Source organism: Croceicoccus mobilis (assembly GCF_001661965.1).
Taxonomy (GTDB): Bacteria; Pseudomonadota; Alphaproteobacteria; order Sphingomonadales; family Sphingomonadaceae; genus Croceicoccus; species Croceicoccus mobilis.
This window is the reverse complement of record NZ_LYWZ01000024.1, coordinates 62546-83646: the sequence shown is the minus strand read 5'-3', so window position 1 is coordinate 83646 and position 21101 is coordinate 62546. Positions and strand designations below refer to the sequence as shown.

The window sequence follows — 21101 nt, the reverse complement described above, 5'->3', positions numbered from 1 at the left end:
CGCTTGAACGAGTGGCCGTCCCTTCCGGCTAGCGATCCCCTTCGGTGGATCCAGCTCTTTAGACCAGCGTTGGCCGCGAGCGCATAGCGTTCAGCACCGGGGGAGCGACGATATAGACCGCATGACGCCCCCCTCCCCTGTTCTGGTGGCCTCGGACCCGTCCTGCATAATAGCGCCGGACGAAACCAGCCTTGACCAGATCGGATACGGCACGGCTGACATTCGCCTTACCGACTGCCAGCGCTTCCTCTTCGAGCGCAGCTGCGACAAGCATTTTATCACTAGCGCGGGGACCAAGGCGCTCTTCCACCTTTCGCCTCAAGGTCGCCCGGCGGCGATCATACGCAGCTAGCGGAACGAGCTTGCCTGCCACCCATTCGCGCAGAGGCTGGGGTACGCCGTCAGCGCCGGCCACCCATGGCCCTGCCCGCCCGTCGGGCCGCGCTGCCTCTGCGATAAGGCCCAGCACCATGAAGGCGTAGCGAGGCCTGCGCGAAGAATGCGCAAGCGCGTGCAGGATCGAGCCGATATCGGGCCGTTCGGATAGAGCGGGCGAGTACATAAGGTGAATCTGACACGGATCGAATCGCTTGTGAATCCCGCAAATGCGCTGGTCGCCATCTGCATGCGCACTTTGTCATCCGTGACACTTTGCCTGCGGCAACGCGATCGACCGTGTTACCGGCTGAACTAAACCGATGGATGTCGCGAATGATCACACCCGAATTCAGGTCGGCGCGGCTGCATGGCTTTTCGGCTGCCTCGGTAAAGTGTCACCGGTGGCGCAGTATGCATGGCTCGACGTTTGAAGCCCAGCATCCGCGTATCGTCGGCCTGTCAGCCGAGCGGAAACAGCGATGGCTTCAGGTGCGCGGTAGCGTATTGGGCAGGTCCGGTGATCGCCAAGCAAGCGGCAGCGAGGAGACTCTGAATTTCGCTCGACCGGGTTGAGCTATCAACGCGTCGCGAGAATTGATCGGCTTGGGCGACCAAAGCCGCTCCCGGCTTCTGGACATACCGAAGCAAGTCTGGATCTGGCTGGATCCTAGCGGAAAAGCTCGACGCTAAGCATCGATCGTAATCGGCTGAACAGGCTCGGCTCATCGAGTCCGCGGATCCGACCATATTTCCGAATGCGCGCGGTTTCGGATAGGGGTCTGCTTCCCATCCCCGCGGCAACGCCACGGCTCTTATGGATCGTGTAGCGCGACATATCCGGAGCTTTAACTGTTCACCCTGTCGCCGACAAGCAACGCTTTGCCGTTATCGTCGCTTACAGCACGCTCCCTGAGTCACCCGGCGAGCTTCAAGGATATTCTGCCAGCACGGTAGTGGAAGAGGGTCGCCAGAGCCGAAACAGCCGAGCGATCGGTCAGACCTGGCGTGTCTAAACCCATCTCTAGACCGTGCATGATACGCTCGCAAAGCGATAATCCGCGCACCCTGACCATCTCGTAATCGACGCCTGCATCGGCTGCGAAGCGCTCGAAGCTTCCGGCCGACATGGCTTCGAGCGTTCTGGCACCTCCATATTTCATCGCGAACCTGTTCGACAGCTCCGGCCAGACCACCGTCGAGACCAGATCGTAGAGCGGCGCAAGCACCACCTCACCGCTGTCTCCGCGCAACAGGCTGAAGTTCTTGGCATGTGCGTCGGCATTGCCAATGACGAGAATGAGAGCGCGGCATCGATCAGCTTGAGAATTTCCGTCTCGGGATCTGTCCCGGCGCGCTTGACGAGATCGAAGCAGTCCCGGAACACCGGCCCGCCATCGCTTCTCTGCTGGCTGTACGTGCTGAATTGGTCGAGCAGATCAAGGAAATGGATCGCCGCATGCGCGTCATCGCAAGCCAGTCACACGCCTGCGCGATCCTCATGACCATCCCAGGTGTTGGTGTGCAGACATCCGCCGCCTTTGCCGCTGCGGTGGATGAGACAGCCCGCTTCCGACAATCGCGCAATGCCGGCGCCTAATTCGGCCTGGTGCCCAGGCGCTACCAATCGGGCGAACTCAACTGGACGGGCCGAATCACCAAGCAAGGTGACGGGACCGTTCGCAAGCTGCTCTACGAAGCGGCCAACTCGATCCTCACCCGCAGCCGCGAGACCTTCTTGCACGCCGCCTCGCAGTGATCATGCACGCTATGCTGCGCGACGCGCACTTTGTTCCATGCATGAGGTAGGGTAGAACTCATTTTTCCGCGGTGAAGCATCATAGTTGATCCGAGCGCGGTGTCCTGCGAGGGAACGCAGGGCCGAACGATATGCAAAGGTTACTGGATGGGCTAACAAGCCCGCTTCGAGTCAATGCAACGCTCGCCTCTGTGAGACCCGATAAAGCACGGCCAGCTTCCGGCTCGGTCAGTGCGGACAGATCCTTTAAGCCCTCAAGGGATCAACACCGCCAGCGTCTTGCAATTACAGATCCTGAGCCTACAAGATTGCACCTGCACATCGGCTGCCAAAAGTCGATTGGACGCGTGTCGTGAAAGTGTTCTATCGAACGGTTGCCCCATGTATTCGACGGTAGAACGGGTCGCCTCCCCGGTCGGCCACCAACTCAATCGCGCCGCCATGGGCGAGCACGACTGGAACTTGCCGTTCCTGATCCTCCAACGCATAAGATCGGATCAGCCCCGGACGCATAATCGGGAATGCGGTAACCAACCCCCGTATCAGAGCTTGATCACCGACGTCTCTCAGGCCCCACCTCCACCTGTGTGCGGATGCACACGCACCGCTCTTTGCCGAACGGATGATGCCACGCGCACTGAGTGTTGACAGCGGATATCAGAGCGCTGTCCTGTCCCCACCTTGCGCCGTTGATCTGAAGCGTCATACTCATCCGCGCCCATCAGCGAGACGATCAGCGGCGCGACATCGTCGGCCAGCTGGTGTTCGTACGCCGCGTCGTCCGCGACGGCCCGCCTTGCCGTGCCCGCTGAGCGCCCTCAGCCCGTCACGGCGACGCGGCGGCCCGCAAGCGGCGCAAGGAAGGCGGCAGCGAGAATGGCGAACCCGCTCAGGACCAAAGTCAGGTCGTAAGATCCGGTCAGCTCGCGCCCGCGCCCGGCCAAAAGCGGGCTGAACCCATAGCCCAGTGCGAACACGCTGTAGTGCCAGCCGTAGATCGCTCCGTAGGCGCGCTGGCCGAACAGCCGGGCGCACAGGAAGGCGATGAGATCGATTTCCGCGCCAGCAGCGAGACCGAGGAGCAGCACCGCGACCACCGCGAATTGCAGGCCGAATCCGTAAAGCAACAGGGCCCCGGCGGCCGCAAGAGCGAGGATGGTAAAGGAAACCAGTGTGGCTGGGATGCGGTCCAGCAGCCAGCCCACGGCAATCCGCCCGGCAACGCTGGATATTCCGATCAGCGAAGCGAGACCTGCGGCCTTGTAGGGGGCGGCACCCATTTCGCGGAACATCGGAACGAAATGCACGACCAGCCCCGCAACGCCGAGCGCCATAAATGCCGCCATGGTGGACAGCGCCCAGAACTGCATGGTGCACGCCGCTTCGCCAAAGCTCATGCCGGTGGAGGCGGTCTCCCGCCGATCACCGCGATCGCTTTCCGCCCCGCGAAAGCCGAGATAGACCAGCGGCGCGATAACACAGGCGCTGAGCCCGAGGCCCGCAAAGGCCGTGCGCCAGCCGCCTAGCTCGATCAGCCCGGTTGCGGCAAGCGGTACCCAGAAGCCGGAAATGCCTGCGCCAGTGAGCGCGATGCCGATGGCCAGCCCCCGGTGCTTGTCAAACGCGCCAGCGACCGGACGAACCATGACAATGGGTGTCGACCCGACACCGACCACCGCGATCACGAAATAAGCGATCCAGAGCTGGACCAGGCTCTGGAGGTAAAAACCCAGCCCGATCAGCATGATTCCATAAAGGAGCGTGCTGCCCGCCGCGATCCGTGCAGCACCGAAACTATCGCTGAGACGGCCGGCAACTGGACCGGAGAGGAACAGCCCGATCGTCAGAAGAGTGACCGCGAAGGAGAGCGAGTCGCGCGGCCACCCGAACTCGGCCTCCAGCGGGCCCATGAAGGCTCCCATGCTGTAGAACATGGTGGCCGGCATGCTGGCGGTGAGCCCCAGGAAGGCCGCGCCGAGGATGCCGCGGTTGTCGGCAAACTCGGCGCTATACACGCCGGGGAGCAGCCGCCGGCCACCCAAAGGAGACTTCCCGTCAATCAAATCGGTATTCGATGTACAGACCGTAGGTGCGCGGCATGCCGGGCACGCTGAAGATCGTGTCGATCACTGTGTCGACGGTGGTATAGTATTTCTCGTTCAGCACGTTGCGGCCGAACAGCCCCAGTTCCAGCCGGTCTTCCATCAGCGTCGTCGACACCGTGCCGTTGACGAGTGTGTATGGATCGATGCGGAATTCCTGCCCGGCTCCCACGGCGCCTTCGGCCGCCCCCTGATAGCTTGCGCTGAGGACGGCTTTCAGCCCCACCGCAGGGCTGATCCGCCCGTCATAGGCGAGCTGGCCGTTGACTTGCCAGTTTGGCGTATTGGGAAATTCATTTCCCGCAAAGTCCTCCAGATTGCCAAGTCGATTGATGCCCACGAACTCGGTGATCTCGCTGTGCACATAGGTTGCGCTCGTCTGCAGCCGCAGCTCGTTGGTCGCCTGCACGAATGCTTCCAGTTCCGCGCCGTAGACTTCGGACTTGGGGACATTGACGATGCGTGACAGCGTTGTGAACACCGGATCCTCGACGTCACCGAACAGTTGCTTGTCCTTATACTGGTAGAAAAAGCCACTCGCGTTGAAGCGCAGGAAGTCTACCGGGGAGAGTTTCGCGCCAATCTCATATGCCGTGAGCCGTTCCTGCACCGCCGGTTCGAACTGCGTTTCCACGTTGGCGGGAAGAACCGGAAACGCGCCCGACTTGTATCCGCGCGAAACGGTCGCGTAGAGCAGCGCGTCGGGATCGGGTTCGAAATTGACCCCTGCCCGCCAGGATACATTGTTCTGCGCGAGCTTCTTGCGCGCCAGCACGTTGTCCGAGAAATCGGCGCTGTAAGTCAGACACTCGTTCGGCTGCACATTGGTATTCGAGCCGGTCAGCGCGGCGACGGCCGTATTCCAGATCGGGACCGTGTTGCCGTCTGCGTCCTGCGAACAGCCCGAGAAGCGAATCGTGTCTTCGGTGTAGCGCGCACCGCCGACCAGGCTAAGGCGATCGGTCACCGCCCATTCGGCATTGGCAAGCAGGGACCAGGACTTGTTGGACTGGTTAGTGATATTGCGGAAGTTGCGGAAGCCGCCCGCGACCTCCTCCGGCGTGTAGGTCGTTTGCGGAATCGTACCGCCAAAGAACCGCAGCAGGCGCACGGTCGAATTTTCATCGTAATAGCCGAACTGGTTGTCGGTCAGCCGGTCACGCGCATAGAAGCCGCCGAGCATCCAGGTGACGCTGTCGAAATCGCCGGACAGGCGCAGTTCCTCGGACCAGCTCTCGATATCGCCGTCCGATTGATAGGCAAGAATCTCGAACGGGGTGCCGTCCAGGTCGGTGAAATCGCGCCGCTTCAGATCGTGGTAGCCCGTGAGGGAGGTCAAGGTGAGGTCGGGCGAAAATTCATAATCGACGCGCAGTTTCGCCGAAACGAAGCGGGAATCGGTGCGGAACGCGGGCTTGCCGTCCTCGGCGGCGTCCCAGTCGGCCAAGCGGCTGTTCCCGTCGTCGAACACCGCGTCTTCGATGCCTGGAATGGCGAAGGCCGGGCGAGCGAGATCGAGCGAGGTCGCCTGCGGCGCGACGGTATCCGAGTTGTCGTCCCACCAGGAGAGGGAAAGCGCCACCGTCAACGCCGATGTCGGCTCCCATGCCAGCGATCCGCGCAGGCCCGTACGGTCGACCTTGCCGAGCCGCTCGTCACGCGTGCGGCTGCGCTGCCATCCCTTGTCCCGGTTCTCGGCCCGTCCGGCAAGACGCACGGCGAGCGTATCCGAGAGCGGCAGGTTCACGAAACCCTCGATATTATAGGTCTCGTAATTGCCCGCCTCGGCGCGCAGCTTCGCTTCAAGGAAGTTGCCGGGCTTGGCGGTGATGAAATTGACGAGTCCGCCGGTGGTGTTGCGGCCGTAGAGCGTTCCCTGCGGACCCTTCAGAACCTCCACCCGTTCAATGTCGAACAGCGGACCGTTACCCATGTAGGGAAAGGCATAGGCAACCTCGTCCACGTAAATGCCGACTGGGCTGGTCGACGACAGGTTCGGCGTCTGGAAGCCCACGCCGCGCAAGGTGTAGATCGGCGTGTTGGCATTGGACCGGCTGAAATTGAAGCCGGCAACCACCTGCGTCAGGTCGCTGGCCGAGGCGACGCCCGAATCCCTGAGCGAGTCGCCGGTGAAGGCCTGGATCGACATGCCGACGTCGTCCACGCTCTGGCTGCGCTTCTGCGCGGTAACGACGATCGGATCGCCTTCGGCCGCAGACGCGGCCTCTTTTTCAGGGGCATCGGCTGCCTGCGCAACGGCAACGCCAGACGCGCCGAACACGCCGAGCGCAACGCCCGCGAGCAGACCATAGAGATCTTTGGACATTATTGATTTCCTCCCCGTGCCGTCTCGTGGTCGGACGACTATTGAGGGTAGACTGATAGTGCGGCGCGAAGAAATGTGCGATGGCATAGCGCGTCACGGTGCGTCCGTTCGTGCCATATTGCGGGCACGGTATGTCATGAACCTCTATCGATCCCAGCGCAGCTTGTATCGTAGATCGCCGGGGTGATAAGCTCCCCCACATTGCGCCACAGCTTTGTTACCTATCTGCTCGAACAGGATGTTGATATTCGTGCCATCCAGGTTCTGCTGGGACGCACCAAGGTCGCGACGAGGAAGTTCTATGCCGTGACCAAGCCGCTCGACCGCCACATGGAATTGATGGAAGGCAAAGGCCGGGCAGCTGACATGTTTCGGGTCATGTCAGCGATCGAGCACTGCCGCACCGCTGCGCTGGGCGGGCACGTCGAGGCTTGCAATCGAGGCAGGATCAAACGGCAAACCATAGGAAAAGCATGCCCCCTATACGGCTGTTGCCATCACGCCCGGCGATGGGCATCAAAACGGCACAAGATCGCTGCGGTGGAAGATCGGTGCAGCCACCGTGCAACGCCGCTCAGCGCAGGTCACGTCAGCTTCAACGGTCGCCGCATCTGCTGCGCTAATCATGGCGTGGGGTTCGATACAGAGGGCAGATGCGTGCGCAAACTCAATCAGGAACGTTTCCCGGCAATTGCCCAAGTCCGCGGCTATCCCGGACAGCGGCACCCCGACAGGTTTGAGTTTGCCAGTAACGGTGGTAAGGGTTGCACATGCAAACCGGTCTATCGTCCTGGGTTCTGGCGATCATCAAATCCATCGAGGACGCGAACATCGATGCTGACTCATTGTGTCGCAAGATCGGGATGGATGCATCGAAAATCGGCGATCTTACCTATCGTTACTCTCAGGAACAGGTCACCGCACTCTGGATAGCGGCCAGCAAGGCCACGGCCGATCCGGTCTTCGGGCTGAAGGTGGCGCGCCATGTGCGGCCGTCCACCTTCCATGTCGTAGGCTATGCGATGAGTTGCAGCGAGACCCTTCGCCGCGCCGGCGAACGTTTTGCCCGATATTCCCGCATCATTTCCGATGCCGCCATCGTGCGCTTCCAAACAGTGGAGGATGGCGTTTCGCTTTCGGTCGAACTCAAACCCTTGGGCGAACGCCCCGTTTATCACACCATCGATACGATCCTGGCCGGGTTTCATCATCTGTGCGAATGGATTGTCGGTGCCGAAGTCGTGCCGCTTGCCGTCCATCTGCAACATCGCGCGCCGGGAGATCCGCAGCCTTATGGCGATGTGTTCCATTGCCCGATCGTCTTCGATCAGCCGCGCAACGAGATCATCTATTCGAACAAGGCGATAGACCAGAACATTCCCTCTGCGAATGAGGAACTGGCGCATGTCCTTGACGAGATGGCCGCCAATCACATCGACAAGCGCCAGACTCAACGGTTTTCGTCCATGGTGCGGCAAGCGTTGCTGGGCCAGTTGCCGCGCGGTTTTCCCAGTCGGCAGAAAACCGCAATCCTGCTGGGCATTACCGAACGGACATTGCTCCGCCGCCTTGGCGATGAAGGCACGACATTTCAGGATGTGCTCGAACGACTGCGCGAAAGCCTGTCATTCGATTATTTGCGACGGCCAGAACTGACCAGCGAGGAAATCGCATTCCTGCTGGGCTTTTCGAGCAATAGCTCTTTTTCGCGCGCGTTCATGCGCTGGACCGGCGAACGCCCAAGCGAATGGCGCGAACGGGTCAATGTGCGCGAAACGGCCCATCCTGCCGAAGACGGCGATCCTACCGGCCACGGCGATTGAACTGGCCGCCTATTGCGGCGTTGCGCCCGCAGCCATTTCAAGCCCCGCGATCGATGGCCCAACCGACCATCCGCCGTCGACCAGAAGAACCTGTCCGGTGATATAACTTGCATCCGGGCTGGCCAGGAAATGGACCGCCGCCGCGGCCTCTTCCGGCTGACCGATGCGGCCCAATGGGGCAAATATGCGCGCATTGCGTTCAACCATGTCAGGCGCTTCGGCCATGGCCATCGGCGTTTCGATGATGCCGGGTGCCACGCAATTCACGCGCAGGCCAGCGGGGCCATATTCCATCGCGGCGGTCTGCGTCAGCGAGATGATCCCCGCCTTCGTTGCCGCATATTCGCCCCATGTTACGAAACCGCGCATGGCGGTGATGGACGAGAAATTGACGATGGCACCGCCCGGCGTCATTCGCGCCGCCGCCTCGCGCGTGGCGCTTTGCACGCCCAGCACATGGAGCCGCCAGAATCGTTCGGATCGCGCGGCATCCCATTCGTGGAGGGGCGCTGCATCGGCGATCCCGGCATTATTGACCATGATATCCAGCTGTCCAAACCGATCCACGCACATCTGGCACAGCGCCGCAAGTTCTTCGGGTTGCGAACAATCGGTGCGGCGAAAATCATGGGTTTCGGCATTACCCATCTGCGGCGGCGCATTCAGATCGGCGTCGAATACCCTGGCCCCTGCCCCGCGCAACCGGCGCGATATCGCCTCGCCTATGCCCGACGCCGCACCGGTGACGATGGCGACTTTGCCTTCAAGTGAGAAATTCATTGGAAATCCGCCTCTGCCGGGGCCTGAAGACCCAGTTGCCGCATCATTGCGCCCGCATCCCAGAGGCTACGTTCCAGCACGATCAGGCCTTTATCGAAGGCATGGATCGTCAGCCCCGCGATACAGGTGCGGTGCCCGGCAGCCGGCAGGCCGAGGAAGTCGGTGCGATGCTCGATCTCCCACTCCCATTCCAGCGTGCCGCCCCGCTCATCGCCGTGATAGCGGGTTGCACGAAACCGATGGACCGAGGCATCGGGATCGGCATTTTCGAACGCGGCAAACCATCGCCGAAGCCGGTTTCGGTCATTGATGATCCGCACGCCAAAATTGATGTCTTCATACTCGAACGTGTCAGGATAGTTTTCCATCAGACGGTCGAGGCGATTGTCGAACTGTTCGAGCCAGTCCTGCTCCCAGGCAAGGTTCATGATCAGCCTTTAACAACAGGGGGGTTGGAGCGGGTCAGAGCCCGCTCCCGAGGTTGAGCCCTAGAAGCTGTAACGAGCCTCGACTCCATACGACCGGGTCGGACCGCGATAGTTGACGGTGAAGAAGCCGAGCAGTGGAACCACTTCCTGAAAATATTTCTCGTTGGTGATGTTGTCGGCAAAGGCCGAAACTTCCCACCCCGTGTCACTGCGCAGGCTGAGCCGCGCCTTCAGAAGGTCGAGCGGGTCGCGGCGGGTGCCCGGGGTGTTGGCGACATCCCACCAGATCGGGCCATAGCGATTATATTCGACCCGCGGCACCAGTTCCAGCGTATCGGTCAGCGCGATATCCTGAGCCACGCCTAGCGAAAGCGTATATTCAAAGGCGCCGGGGGCGACATTGCCGACAAAGGACGGGTTGCCGTCAAACTGCTTTATCTTGCCATCGATATAGCCCGCGCCGCCATAGATATGGGTTCCGCTGTCGAGGTTCAGGTTGAAATCGACGTCCACGCCGCGCACGCGCACCTTGTCGATGCTGATGGTGGTCTGAAGACCCACCGTGGGATAGAATTCAAATTGCTGCGCGCCTGAAATATCGGTGTGGAACGCAGCCAGGTTCAGCGACAGCCGGCGATCGAAAAGCTGGGACTTGAGACCGATTTCATACGATTCTGAAACTTCCTTGTCGTAAAGATCCTCGACGTAGACGCCATCGGGGTCCAGCCCGGCCCCGACAGCCGCCGCGCGCAGGGCGGCACGCGCACCGATGGGGTTGAAGCCGCCCGATTTGAAGCCTTTGCCATAGCTTGCATAAAGGCTTGCATCGGGCGAGATTTCATAGGTCAGGCTGGCTTTTGGCTCGAACTGCTTGAAAGTCTTTGAATCGGTACAATCGGCAAAATCCCGGCCGGTGAGCGCCACGCAATTGTTGTAACTTGCGCCCGTCAAAGGGTTGATGTCGGGCGAGGCGTTTTCGCGGATCGAGCGTTTTTCCGTATCGTATCGACCGGCTAAGCGCAGTTCCAGCGCGTCGGTGATGTCGACCTCCACGCTTGCAAACGGCGCATAGCTGGTCGTTTTATAATAAGGGTTCGAATAGGACAGAGAGGGATAGGTATTGCCCGCCTCGCGCAGCATGCGCGGATTTCCCGGCAGGGTGCCGTCGGCATCGACAAGGATATTGCTCGTCTGGTCGCGGGTAAAGCGAAGGTAATAGAACCCCGCCTGCCAACGAAGCCGCTGGTCGCCTGGCGATGTCAGGCGAACTTCCTGCGAGTAATTCTTGTCGAGATAGGTGTATTGCTGAATCGTGGCGGCCGCATCCCCGGTATCGGGAATATAAGGTGGAGAATCGCTGCCGAAATACTGGTCCAGCCGATTATAGGCGCTGATCGAGGTGAAGGTCGCGAAATCGGTCTCGTAATCGATCTTCAGCGTTGCATCCCAGAAGTTTTCATCGAACTGGCCGCGAACGTTCGAGATGAAATCCTGTTCGGCGAAATTCGCATCGAGCACGGGCGGGTCAGCGGGAAGGCCGCCAATGCCGGACCCGGCGATCTGGGCGTTATATGCGCTCCCTCCGCCCTTTGCATCGTGTCCGCCGACCTTGAGATCGATAGTCAGCCCCTCGCTATTGTCGAATAAAAGACGCCCGCGCCCCGCCACGTTGCGGCTGCGGTGAACCTTTTCGCCGGTTACGGTGTTGGTGAACGGGCCATCGGTGTCGCGGAACGATCCGGCTATGGCAAAGCCCAGCGTTTCGGTGATGGGGCCGGTCAGGTTTGCACTGGCCCGATAGGTATCCCAGTTGCCGACCGCACCAACGAAGGTGCCTTCCAGCACGTCGGATGGTTTCTTGGTGCTGATCACGATAGCGCCCGCCGCGGCGTTGCGACCATAGAGCGCGCTTTGCGGCCCTTTGAGCACTTCGATCTGTTCGATCGCAAACAGGTCCTGGTTGAACGGCTTCACGCTCGACAAGGTCACGCCGTCGATCACGATGGCGACGTTCGGATCGGAATTGCGGACCGATGTCTGACCGCGGATATTGATATAGGCCTCGCCCGCATTGTCCTCGATAAAGGTGACATTGGGGGTGGTGGACAGGAAATCGGCAGGGCGCGTGATACCGCGATCGGCAATGGCCTGGTCGGTAAACACCTGAACCGCGATGGGCACATCGGTCAGGCTTTCGTTGCGCTTGGTCGCGGTCACGACGATTTCGCTGTTCCGCCCGTCGGCATCGTTCGCAGCTTGCGCGGTCGATTGATCCTGTGCCTGGGCCGGAATGGCCAGTGCGGTCGCGACGGCGAGTGCGGAAACGTAATGGATATTCGTGGTCTTCATCGAACCCCTCCCAATTTATCCTCGATATCGGGCCCAATCTTTTGGCGATTTCGGGCTCTCTTGTCCTGATTGCTGCCCATTGCGGTGGTAAATTGAAATACCATTTCGCGCCAACACATGACGCTGTGAGACATAATTTCATGCTGCAATGCAACGCAAATTCGCGATTTCGCGCGCTCTAGGAGGTGATGCGCTCTGGCATTCGAAGAGATATTGGCACAAACGGTCACGTTCTGGCGCAGCAAGTTATCGCAAGTGGCTGACGGCGCGTATAAGGAACGGAAGGATTTCGAGGCTGGCAAGAGCCGCCCGAAACCTGCGTGATACGCAGCAAGAAAGCCCGTCGCGTCGAGATTGGCATTCGCAGGAGAGGAATATGCACAGGTCCTGGGCACAATACTGGATCAATCTGTTCAAGGAAGGAACGGACGAGCTGATGAAGCTCTATAGTCCGCAATTCCTGTTCGAAGATGTAAACTTCGGTCTGCGGATCGAAAACGACAAGAACGCCTTACGACAGTTCTTCGACAATTTCCAGAACACCGACGAATCAGTCAGCTATAACAAGTTCGACGTTTTCGATTATGTTGGCGACGACCGGCTCGGCCATTTCCAGTGGACCTGGGAAACGAAGCATGCGAGCGATTTCCTAGGCGTTCCGGCAGCCGGGAAAGTCACCAAGACACGCGGCATGACGACGATGGGCTGGAACAGCGACGGGCTGATCATCCTCGAACGCAGCATCTGGGACGCGGTGGCGGTCTATGGCCAGCTTGGCGCGGTTCCGCCGGTCGAACATTGATCGGCGTGTCCGCCAACAATCGTATGCGCGAACAATCCTGCCCTGCGAATGATATTTAGAACGGAACAGCAGCCATGACACCAGAAACGGCCACCACCGAAAAGGTCACTTACGATCCGCTAGACTCAAAGGTGACCGATCACCCCTATCCGCATTATGCGCAACTGCGGGAAATCGCGCCGGTCCACTACGTTGAATCGATGAACGGCTATGTCATCTCGCGCTGGGATGACGTGATGGCCGTGCTACAGGATGGCAAGACCTTCTCCTCCGCGCAGTTCTGGCCCGAATTACTCGGCGAATACGATCCGGTACCAGAGGTCGCGCCGATGATCTCGCTCGATCCGCCGGGCCATGTGCGCATCCGACGCCTTGCCAACAAGGCGTTCGTGCCGGGCAAGGTCAACAAGATGGGCGACAAGATCCGCCGCGTCGCAAACGAGCTGATCGACGATATCGTCGATCGCCACGGCGATGAGGGCGAGTTCGATTTCGTCTGGGAATTCACCGCCCTTTTCCCTGTCACGGTCATTGCCGATGTGCTGGGCGTGGATCTTGCCCAGCGCGAGGATTTCAAGCACTGGGTCGATGCCCTGCTCTCGGCCGGCAATCGCGCGGCCTATGATCAGGACCGGCTCGATGGCATCGCCGAGGCATCGAAGGATATTCGCGCCTATTTCGAAAAGGTGTTTGACCAGCGCTCCGCCAATCCGGGCGAAGATCTGATCAGCGGGTTCATCCAGGCAGAGGTCGATGGCCAGAAGCTGACCCGCAGCGAAGTGCTCAACATGGCGATCCTGCTGCTGATCGGCGGGGTAGAGACGACCACCAACCTGCTCGGCATCAGCTTTACCCACATGAAGCGGATCGGCAATATTCAGGAAAAGCTGCGCGCCGATCCGGAGCTGATCGGCCCGTTCGTCGAGGAAATGCTGCGCTATGACGGGCCGGTTCAGATGCTGTTCCGCCACACGACGCGCGCGGTCGAGATGCACGGTGTCACGATCCCGGCCAACACGCTTGTCATGCCATTGCTTGGCGCCGCAAATCACGACGACCGCAAGTATGACAACGCCGAGCAATTCGAACTGGACCGTAAGCCCAAGGAGATGATGTCATTCGGTCAAGGGCCGCATTTCTGCCTTGGCTTCTATCTGTCCAGAATGGAGGCGCGCCTTGCCATCGAGACGCTGCTGGAGCGGTTCGAAGTGCTCGAACCGCTGACTGGCGAGCCGAAATGGATGGAAAGCTATTTCGCACGCGGTCCCAAGGGCCTGCCCGTCCGGTTCAAGATCCGTGGCTGATCCGTTCGATCATTTCCGCCCCCGCTTGATCGACGCGAGGCCGGTGTCATGGGCATGACGGACACACGCGCACGGATCGGCGAAGCCGAACTGCTGGACATTGCCGGACCGGGCAGCGTCATTTCCGGCGCGGACCTGCGCGAACGAGAACCCGGCTATTTCATGGACGGCATCAGGGCCGACCTGCTGGTCCGCCCGAGCACGACCGAACAGGTGGCAGCCATACTTTCGCTGTGCAATGCGCGGCAACAGCCGGTGGTCGTCCATGGCGGTGTATCGGGCTGGGTCCGTGCAACGCAAACGCGCCCGGGCGAAATCATCCTTTCGATGGAGCGGATGAACGCGATCGAGCGGATCGATGGTGAAAACCGTTCGGCAATCGTCCAAGCGGGCGTCATCCTTCAGAATTTTCAGGAAACGGTCGAGAAGCAAGGCCTGTGCTTCCCGCTCGATCTTGGCGGTCGCGGTTCATGCCAGCTTGGCGGCAATGCCTCGACCAATGCGGGCGGAATGCGCGTGCTGCGCTATGGCATGATGCGCGAACAGGTGCTTGGCCTCGAAGTGGTGCTGGCCGACGGGCGTATCGTGTCTTCGATGAACTCGATGCTCAAGAATAACACCGGCTATGACCTCAAGCAATTGTTCATCGGTTCGGAAGGAACATTGGGCGTGATCACTCGGCTGGTGCTGCGACTGCGCGAAATGCCGGTCAGTTGCAACACCGCGATCGTTGCGGTGCAAACCATGTCTGCCGTCGCCAGCCTGCTGAGGAAGGTGGATGCCGGACTTGGCGGCCAGCTGAGCGCGTTCGAACTGATCGACAGCGATTTCTTCGGAGTCAATACCAGTGAAGGACGTCTGCGCTCTCCCTTTGCAAAGCGTAGCCCCTATTATGTCATTATCGAAAGCCAGGGTGCCGATTCCACCCGCGATGCCAACATATTCGAAAGCGTGTTGGCCGAAGCGATGGAAACGGGGCTGGTGTCGGATGCCATCATTGCCGCTTCGGAACAGCAGCGCGCCGACATCTGGGCGATCCGCGAAACGCTCGAACATGTGGTCAGCGATTTCACTCCGTTCTATGCATTTGACGTCAGCCTTACGGTTGGCGAGATGGAGGCGTACATGAAACGCGTGCGCGCAGATTTGGCCCAGACATTTCCCGACGGAAAGATCGCGTTCCTAGGGCATGTCGGCGATGGCAATCTTCACATCGCGATCGGTGCGGGCGGCCCGGACGACAGGCACGCGGTCGAGGAATGCGTCTATCGCCCGCTGGGCGCAATCGGCGGATCGGTTTCTGCCGAACACGGTATCGGGCTGGAAAAGAAACCGTGGCTGCCGATCAGCCGCAATGCCGAGGAACTGGCGGTCATGCGCCAGTTGAAGGATCTGTTCGATCCGCAGCGCATCCTCAACCCCGGCAAGGTGCTGACGATCAACGCTAGATAGACGAATTTACGGTCGCACCGGCAAAGACTGGGCGGCCAGTAACGGGAGAGACTACGACATGCCGCAATGCAAGCGAAGCGCCAGACTTCTCGCACGATGAGTACGATTGTCGTCAATGTCGCGCGGCGGCCCGATCTGAGCCACGCCGAATTCGTCAACTATTGGCGCGATTACCATGCCCCCCTGATCCGCAGCTGCCCACAATTTACCGAACAGCTCGTGTCCTACACGCAATATGATGTGCACGCCGGCCCCGACGATTTGGCCAGCCTGTTCGGCGGAAGCGGCAAGTACGATGGCGTGGCGGTCCTGCGGTTCCGAAATCGCCATGCGCTGGAGGCGGCTTTCAACTGCGACGAATATCGCAATACGATCCGCCCCGATGAACCCAATTTCGTCGATCTGGAGAATTGTTCGGCACAGGTGACCGATGCGGTCGATGTCATCGGCGCGCCCTCGCCCTTGTTCGACGTATCCGGCAAGACCGCCGTCGTGACCGGCGGGGCCAGGGGCGTGGGCGCGATGATTGCCGCCGCCCTGTGCGAGGCCGGGGCCGACGTGATCGTGCTGGGCCGGGGTGCCAGGGCGGGACAGGATTTCGTCACCGGTCTGGAAGGTGCACGCGGGTCCTGCCGCTTTGTCGAGGCGGATCTGGCCACGTCCGCGGGCGTATCGGCCGCAGCGGCCGATATCGCGGCGCTGGCCGGCAAGGTTCACGTGCTGGTCAACAATGCCGGCAGCTTTGCCGCAAGCGCGATAGAGGATGCCGACCCGGATGGCTGGGACCGGCTCATGGGCCTCAACCTGCGGGCCCCCTTCTTCCTCGTCCAGTCGCTGTTGCCCCAATTGAAGGCGGCATCGGACCCGGGCGATCCGGCGCGGGTCATCATGATCGGCTCTATCGGTGCGCTTTGGGGAAACAGCAGCAATGGCGCCTATGCCTATGGCGCCAGCAAGGCCGCGGTGCACCAGCTGACGCGCATGTTGGCATCGGACCTGACGGCGGGCGGCATCAACGTCAATGCCATCGCTCCCGGTTTCTTTCCCAGCGACATGACCGACGGGTTCTTCGAAGCCGTTCCGGGGCTGAGGGAACAGATGATCGGCGGAATACCGGCGGGCCGGCTGGGCACGGCCGAGGACATTGGCGGCACGGTGCTGTACCTTTCCTCGCGGGCCGGGGCGTATGTTTCGGGCGCGGTACTGCCGGTGGAGGGCGCGCTGTGGCAGGCGTGACGACAATTGCCCTGATCGAGCGGCGCGCGGACATTTCGCGTGAACTTTTCACGCGTTATTGGCGCGATGTGCACGGGGTGATGGCGGCCCGGATTCCGGGCTTTGATTTTTATGTGCAACATCATGTGACGCAGATCGCGGGCGATAATGGCGATATCGCCTTCGAGGGCATCGCCGTCGTCCGGTTCGCGAGCGAGGCGGATCGCGCCGGCCTTGCCCAGAGCGCGGTGGCGGCGCAGATAGTACGCGACGAGCCCAACGTTTTTACTCGCGCGCTGCTATATAATCTCGAAGCGCAGGACAGCCAGCATTTCAACGAGAACACCGCTGAGGACCGCGATGTCACCGGATTCCTGCTGTTCGCAGAGCCAGGCGCGGCAAAGCACTGGGCCAGCGCGGCAAGTGGGCTAGGCATGGAAGTTCACCTGCACGACTTGCGCGGTGCCGACCCTTCGTTGTGGAACGGGATCTCGCCCGGCGCGGTCGGCTGGCAAAGCGTGGCGCAATACTGGAGCGGCGGGTGCGCCCTGCCGCCCCTGCCCGATGGCGTTACCGTTTTTCGCACCGATGAACGTTATGTAATGGTTGCCGGCGGACGCCCCACCCCCACCGGCCTGCGCGGCGCGGATGCGGTGCGCACCATCCGCGAGATCGGTGCCAACAACCAGCTTGAGCACGACGTCGAAACCCTGATCTTCGGAGTATGAGCATGACCGGCAGCCTGTCCCTTGTCAGAGCATGTGCGTGGGCAGGTCCGGTCTTTCTCGTCCTGCTGATCGTCTTCTGGGGGTTGCTGGGCGGCAATGTGCCGCCATTCGGCTCTGATGTGCCCGCCCCGATAGTCGCACGCTATCTTGCCGAACACACGATCCAGGTGCGCATCGGCATGATCGTGACCGTGGCTGCTGGTCCGCTTTATCTGGTCTGGGGCGTGGCCATTTCCGTGGTGATGGAGCGGATAGATCCTGCCGAACCGATCCTGCCCCGCCTGCAGCTGTGGGGCGCGGGCTTTACCACTCTGGTCATTACCATACCCGGCTGTATCTGGGCGACTGCGGCGTTTCGTCCCGAAAGGCTGGCACCCGAAACCACGCTCATGCTCTATGATCTAGGCTGGATGCTGTTCGATGTGCAATGGTCGCTGACCTCGCTTCAGATCCTGGCGATGGCGGCTTGCTTTCTGCGCGACCAACGCGCCGTGCCGGTCGTGCCACGCTGGGCAGGCTGGTTCGTGGCATGGACCGGCTGCATGTTGCCGATCCTCGCGCTGATTTCCCTGTTCAAGTCGGGACCGTTCGCGCGCGACGGGCTGATCAATTACTGGTTCGAATTCCCCATGTTCTTCCTGTTCATGATGGTGGTTTCAGTGGTGCTTTTCCGGGCGATTGCGCGGATCGAGCGCGATGGTTGAAGCCGGCCCTCGCACCAGTGGAAAAACAGACACCACGCACTCCACGCTTGTCCCCCACCCCATCGCCATATTCATCATCATGGATATCGCTGCATTTGGCGTGTTCCTGGTGATCTTCATGGTAGAGCGGCTGGGCGATCCCGCCGGCTTTGCATCGGGCGCGGCAAGGCTGCACGCTGGTCTGGGCTGGATCAATACATTCGTGCTGATGACCAGCGGGGCGTTGGTGGCAACGGCCGAAAATGGCTTTCGCACGCAAGGGGCATGGCGATGCTGGCTGGGCGCGGGAATTGCGGCCGGATCGGTTTTCGCGGTCATCAAGCTGTTCGAATATCGCGAACGCATTGCCGCCGGGGCGGCGGGCGATGACATCTTTACCGGCTATTATTTCGTGCTGACGGGCCTGCACTTCGCCCATTATCTCGTCGGCATGGTCCTGCTGGGCATGCTGCTGCTGCGGCGCGGCAATGGCGGATCGCGGCGGGCCTCGGTCTTTGGCGCGATCACGCTCTACTGGCACATGGTGGACCTGCTGTGGCTGTTGATCTTCCCGGTCGTCTATCTGCAGGTGGCGCCGTGACGGGGCGGCGCGGGATCGCGCTGACATGGAGCGTGCTGCTGATGCTGGGCTTTGCCAGCCTGTCGCTGAACGGAATTGTCGCGGGGGTGCGGTGGAATTTTGCCGCCGTGATCGCGGTGGCAGCGGCAAAGGCGATAATCGTCGCCTGGGTGTTCATGAATATCGGCATGGCACCGCGGGGCTGGCGCATCGGCTTTGCCGCCGTGATTGCGGCGATCGCTTCACTTGTCGCGATCCTTCATATGGCGACCTAGGCGGCAGACTTCGCCCTTTCGACTAGCCGCGCCGTCGGTTCAAAGCGCGATCCGTGTCGACGCGCCAGTTCCTTGGCATTGGTAACGAACCGCGCCACGCCCTCTGTCTCGATAAAGCGCAGGGCCCCGCCGGTCCAGGCGGGAAAGCCCCAGCCGAACACCGACCCCAGATCGCCGTCCTCATCGGTTTCCAGAATCCCGCCCTCGCGACAGCGCACTGCCTCCAGCGATTGCGCATAAAGCAGCCTGCGCTCGATCTCGGCATCATCCGGCTGTTGGCCCGCCAACGCAAACGCCTGGGAAAGACCATGCCATAAATGTTTGGGCCCATCTTCGGGATAGTCATAGAAACCGCGGCCGGAACTGCGGCCGTGGCGGTTCAATTCCTGCATGCGCCGCAAGGTGGGCAAGCCCGCCGGTTCGGCAATGTCGCTCTCCTGGCTTTGCGCCTGGTCATGGATTGTGACCGGCAGATCGATCGTCACCTCGTCCAGCAAGGCCAGCGGGCCAACCGGAAAGCCGATCGAGCGGGCGGCGTTTTCGATGCGGGCCGGCGCGATCCCCTCCCCCACCATTGCGGCGCCTTCGTTGATGAAAAACTGCACGACCCGGCTGGTATAGAAACCCCGCCCATCCTTGACGACGATCGGGGTCTTGCGCAATTGCGACAGGAAGTCGAGGCTGGCCGCCAGCGTTGCATCGCTGGTCTGCGCGCCGCGGATGACCTCCACCAATTCCATGCGTTCGGCGGGGGAGAAAAAGTGCAGTCCGATCAACCGGTCGGGGCGTATCGACGCCTGGGCCAACCCGCCGATCGGAAGGGTAGAGGTATTGCTGGCATAGATCGTGTCGGCCCCGGTCACGACTTCGACCTTGCGAATGGTGTCGGCTTTTACCGCCGCATCCTCGAATACCGCCTCGACCACTAGTTCGCAGGCTGACAGCTGTGCGAAATCATCGGTTGGCGCAATCCGGCCCAGCAACGCATCCGCCTTGTCGCGTGTCATCCTGCCACGCTCGATCAACTTGTCCATGCTGCGCGCAGAATACGCCTTGCCACGCTCTGCCAGCGCGGAGGTGCGATCGACCAGCACGACTTCGATCCCGGCCGTTGCGGCAAGCTGTGCGATCCCTGCGCCCATCATGCCTGCGCCCACGACCCCCAGACGCCCAACCGTTCGGCGCTCATGCCCGTGCGGCCGACGTGCACCTTTCAACGCCGCCTGGCGCGCAAGGAAGGTGGTGGCGACGATGTTCTGCGCCACCTTGCCGCTCAGCAGGCGGCCGAAATATTTGCTTTCTATCTGCAAGGCACGGTCGAACGGCAATTGCATCCCCTCGAACACGCAGGAAAGGATGGCAACGGGCGCGGGCTGTCGGTGACCGGATTTGCCCGCCACACCGGCAGCAGCAAGCGAATAGCTCAGAGCCACTTCGGGAAGGACAAGCCCGCGCGCCTCTGGCGGGCGATAGCCTTTCCGGTCCCACGGCTGTTCGGGCGCGGGGCGCGCTAGCAACCAGCGCTTCGCCACGTCTTGCGAATCTTCAGCCGAGACGATTTCATCGACGATGCCAAGCCCGGCGGCCTTGTTCGCATCGACGGTCTTGCCGACCAACAGCAGGTCGAGCGCATTTTTGGCGCCGATCATCCGTGGCAATCGCTGTGTTCCCCCGGCCGCAGGCAAAAGGCCCAGATTAACCTCTGGCAGGCCCAGCACCGCATTTTCGCTCGCCAGGCGGCGCGTGCAGGCAAGCGCCAGTTCCAGACCGCCGCCAAGGGCGGCCCCATCCACGATGGCCACGCTGGGGATGCCCAGAGTTTCAAGCCGTCGCAGCAGGCCGCTGATCCGCTGGCTGATTTCGTACCCGCGCCGGGCGGTCATCGCCGGAAATTCCGCCGCCAGCATGGTCAGGTCTGCTCCGGCAAGGAACCCCGCCTTTGCCGAACGTACGACCAGTCCGGGGCAATCCTGCCGCTGCGCGACAATATCCAGCGCCCCGCCCAGGTCATTCATGAAATCGTCGCAGATGATATTGACCGATCCGCCGTCGCGTTCGAGCGTGAGGGTGGCCACGCCATCGTTGCCAAATTGCAGGTGCATGTGCTTCATCGCGCGCCT

17 protein-coding genes and 2 pseudogenes are annotated in these 21101 nt (G+C 61.1%); 11 read left to right on the top strand and 8 right to left on the bottom strand.

The genetic code is table 11. The features are described from left to right. Window positions 1-58: 58 nt before the first annotated feature. Window positions 59-562 (bottom strand): hypothetical protein, encoded by a 504-nt coding sequence (locus A9D13_RS14000; RefSeq protein ID WP_066774914.1) that lies wholly within the window; start codon window positions 560-562, stop codon window positions 59-61. A 730-nt stretch (window positions 563-1292) separates the two neighbouring features. Next, window positions 1293-1751, bottom strand: coding sequence for a HipA domain-containing protein (locus A9D13_RS21155; protein WP_373288781.1), 459 nt, complete (start codon window positions 1749-1751; stop codon window positions 1293-1295). A gap of 71 nt (window positions 1752-1822) precedes the next feature. Here A9D13_RS21155 and A9D13_RS20160 point away from each other — a divergent pair. Beyond that, window positions 1823-2134, top strand: a pseudogene (locus A9D13_RS20160) (transposase). Between the two features lie 818 nt (window positions 2135-2952). Here the strand turns inward: A9D13_RS20160 and A9D13_RS13985 are convergent. Beyond that, window positions 2953-4176 (bottom strand): MFS transporter, encoded by a 1224-nt coding sequence (locus A9D13_RS13985; protein ID WP_066774907.1) that lies wholly within the window; start codon window positions 4174-4176, stop codon window positions 2953-2955. A gap of 13 nt (window positions 4177-4189) precedes the next feature. Next, on the bottom strand, window positions 4190-6562 hold the full coding sequence (locus tag A9D13_RS21300) for a TonB-dependent receptor (RefSeq protein WP_066774904.1): 2373 nt from the start codon (window positions 6560-6562) through the stop codon (window positions 4190-4192). Window positions 6563-6973: 411 nt separating this feature from the next. Here A9D13_RS21300 and A9D13_RS21435 point away from each other — a divergent pair. Both A9D13_RS21435 and A9D13_RS13975 read left to right on the top strand, forming a co-directional pair. Continuing rightward, window positions 6974-7222 (top strand): annotated as a pseudogene (locus tag A9D13_RS21435) (Rieske 2Fe-2S domain-containing protein); the annotation flags it as partial. Between the two features lie 110 nt (window positions 7223-7332). After that, window positions 7333-8385, top strand: coding sequence for an AraC family transcriptional regulator (locus A9D13_RS13975; RefSeq protein WP_066774901.1), 1053 nt, complete (start codon window positions 7333-7335; stop codon window positions 8383-8385). Between the two features lie 9 nt (window positions 8386-8394). On the opposite strand, the gene A9D13_RS13970 is transcribed toward A9D13_RS13975, so the two are convergent. The 3 genes from A9D13_RS13970 to A9D13_RS13960 are packed head-to-tail and all read right to left on the bottom strand — an operon-like array spanning window position 8395 to window position 11942. Next, the gene (locus A9D13_RS13970) at window positions 8395-9165 is read right to left on the bottom strand and encodes an SDR family NAD(P)-dependent oxidoreductase (protein ID WP_066774893.1); all 771 of its coding nucleotides are present in this window, start codon (window positions 9163-9165) and stop codon (window positions 8395-8397) included. Continuing rightward, window positions 9162-9593, bottom strand: a complete 432-nt coding sequence (locus A9D13_RS13965; protein ID WP_066774890.1) for an ester cyclase — start codon at window positions 9591-9593, stop codon at window positions 9162-9164. Before A9D13_RS13965 ends, A9D13_RS13970 begins: the two co-directional genes overlap by 4 nt. 60 nt (window positions 9594-9653) lie before the next feature. After that, window positions 9654-11942, bottom strand: coding sequence for a TonB-dependent receptor (locus A9D13_RS13960; RefSeq protein ID WP_066774888.1), 2289 nt, complete (start codon window positions 11940-11942; stop codon window positions 9654-9656). 376 nt (window positions 11943-12318) lie between these two features. Here A9D13_RS13960 and A9D13_RS13955 point away from each other — a divergent pair, with 376 nt between their 5' ends. The 8 genes from A9D13_RS13955 (at window position 12319) to A9D13_RS13920 (ending at window position 18981) form a co-directional block, all read left to right on the top strand. Next, window positions 12319-12744 (top strand): ester cyclase, encoded by a 426-nt coding sequence (locus A9D13_RS13955; protein WP_066774883.1) that lies wholly within the window; start codon window positions 12319-12321, stop codon window positions 12742-12744. A gap of 74 nt (window positions 12745-12818) precedes the next feature. Next, window positions 12819-14048 (top strand): cytochrome P450, encoded by a 1230-nt coding sequence (locus A9D13_RS13950; protein WP_066774881.1) that lies wholly within the window; start codon window positions 12819-12821, stop codon window positions 14046-14048. A gap of 54 nt (window positions 14049-14102) precedes the next feature. Further along, window positions 14103-15500: an FAD-binding oxidoreductase gene (locus tag A9D13_RS13945; protein WP_066775045.1), complete on the top strand. Its 1398-nt coding sequence runs from the start codon at window positions 14103-14105 to the stop codon at window positions 15498-15500. 96 nt (window positions 15501-15596) lie between these two features. Next, complete coding sequence (locus A9D13_RS13940) at window positions 15597-16736, top strand: SDR family oxidoreductase (RefSeq protein WP_172808179.1); 1140 nt, start codon at window positions 15597-15599, stop codon at window positions 16734-16736. Next, the gene (locus A9D13_RS13935; protein ID WP_172808178.1) at window positions 16733-17443 is read left to right on the top strand and encodes an EthD domain-containing protein; all 711 of its coding nucleotides are present in this window, start codon (window positions 16733-16735) and stop codon (window positions 17441-17443) included. Before A9D13_RS13940 ends, A9D13_RS13935 begins: the two co-directional genes overlap by 4 nt. Window positions 17444-17445: 2 nt before the next feature. Further along, window positions 17446-18147, top strand: coding sequence for a hypothetical protein (locus tag A9D13_RS13930; protein WP_156522081.1), 702 nt, complete (start codon window positions 17446-17448; stop codon window positions 18145-18147). Then, window positions 18140-18727, top strand: coding sequence for a cytochrome c oxidase subunit 3 (locus A9D13_RS13925; protein WP_066774873.1), 588 nt, complete (start codon window positions 18140-18142; stop codon window positions 18725-18727). The genes A9D13_RS13930 and A9D13_RS13925 overlap by 8 nt, the downstream gene beginning before the upstream one ends. Next, window positions 18724-18981 (top strand): cytochrome C oxidase subunit IV family protein, encoded by a 258-nt coding sequence (locus tag A9D13_RS13920; protein WP_066774872.1) that lies wholly within the window; start codon window positions 18724-18726, stop codon window positions 18979-18981. Before A9D13_RS13925 ends, A9D13_RS13920 begins: the two co-directional genes overlap by 4 nt. Here A9D13_RS13920 and A9D13_RS13915 read toward each other — a convergent pair. Further along, complete coding sequence (locus A9D13_RS13915; protein ID WP_066775040.1) at window positions 18978-21092, bottom strand: 3-hydroxyacyl-CoA dehydrogenase NAD-binding domain-containing protein; 2115 nt, start codon at window positions 21090-21092, stop codon at window positions 18978-18980. The two genes, A9D13_RS13920 and A9D13_RS13915, sit on opposite strands and share 4 nt — an antisense overlap. Window positions 21093-21101 lie beyond the last annotated feature (9 nt).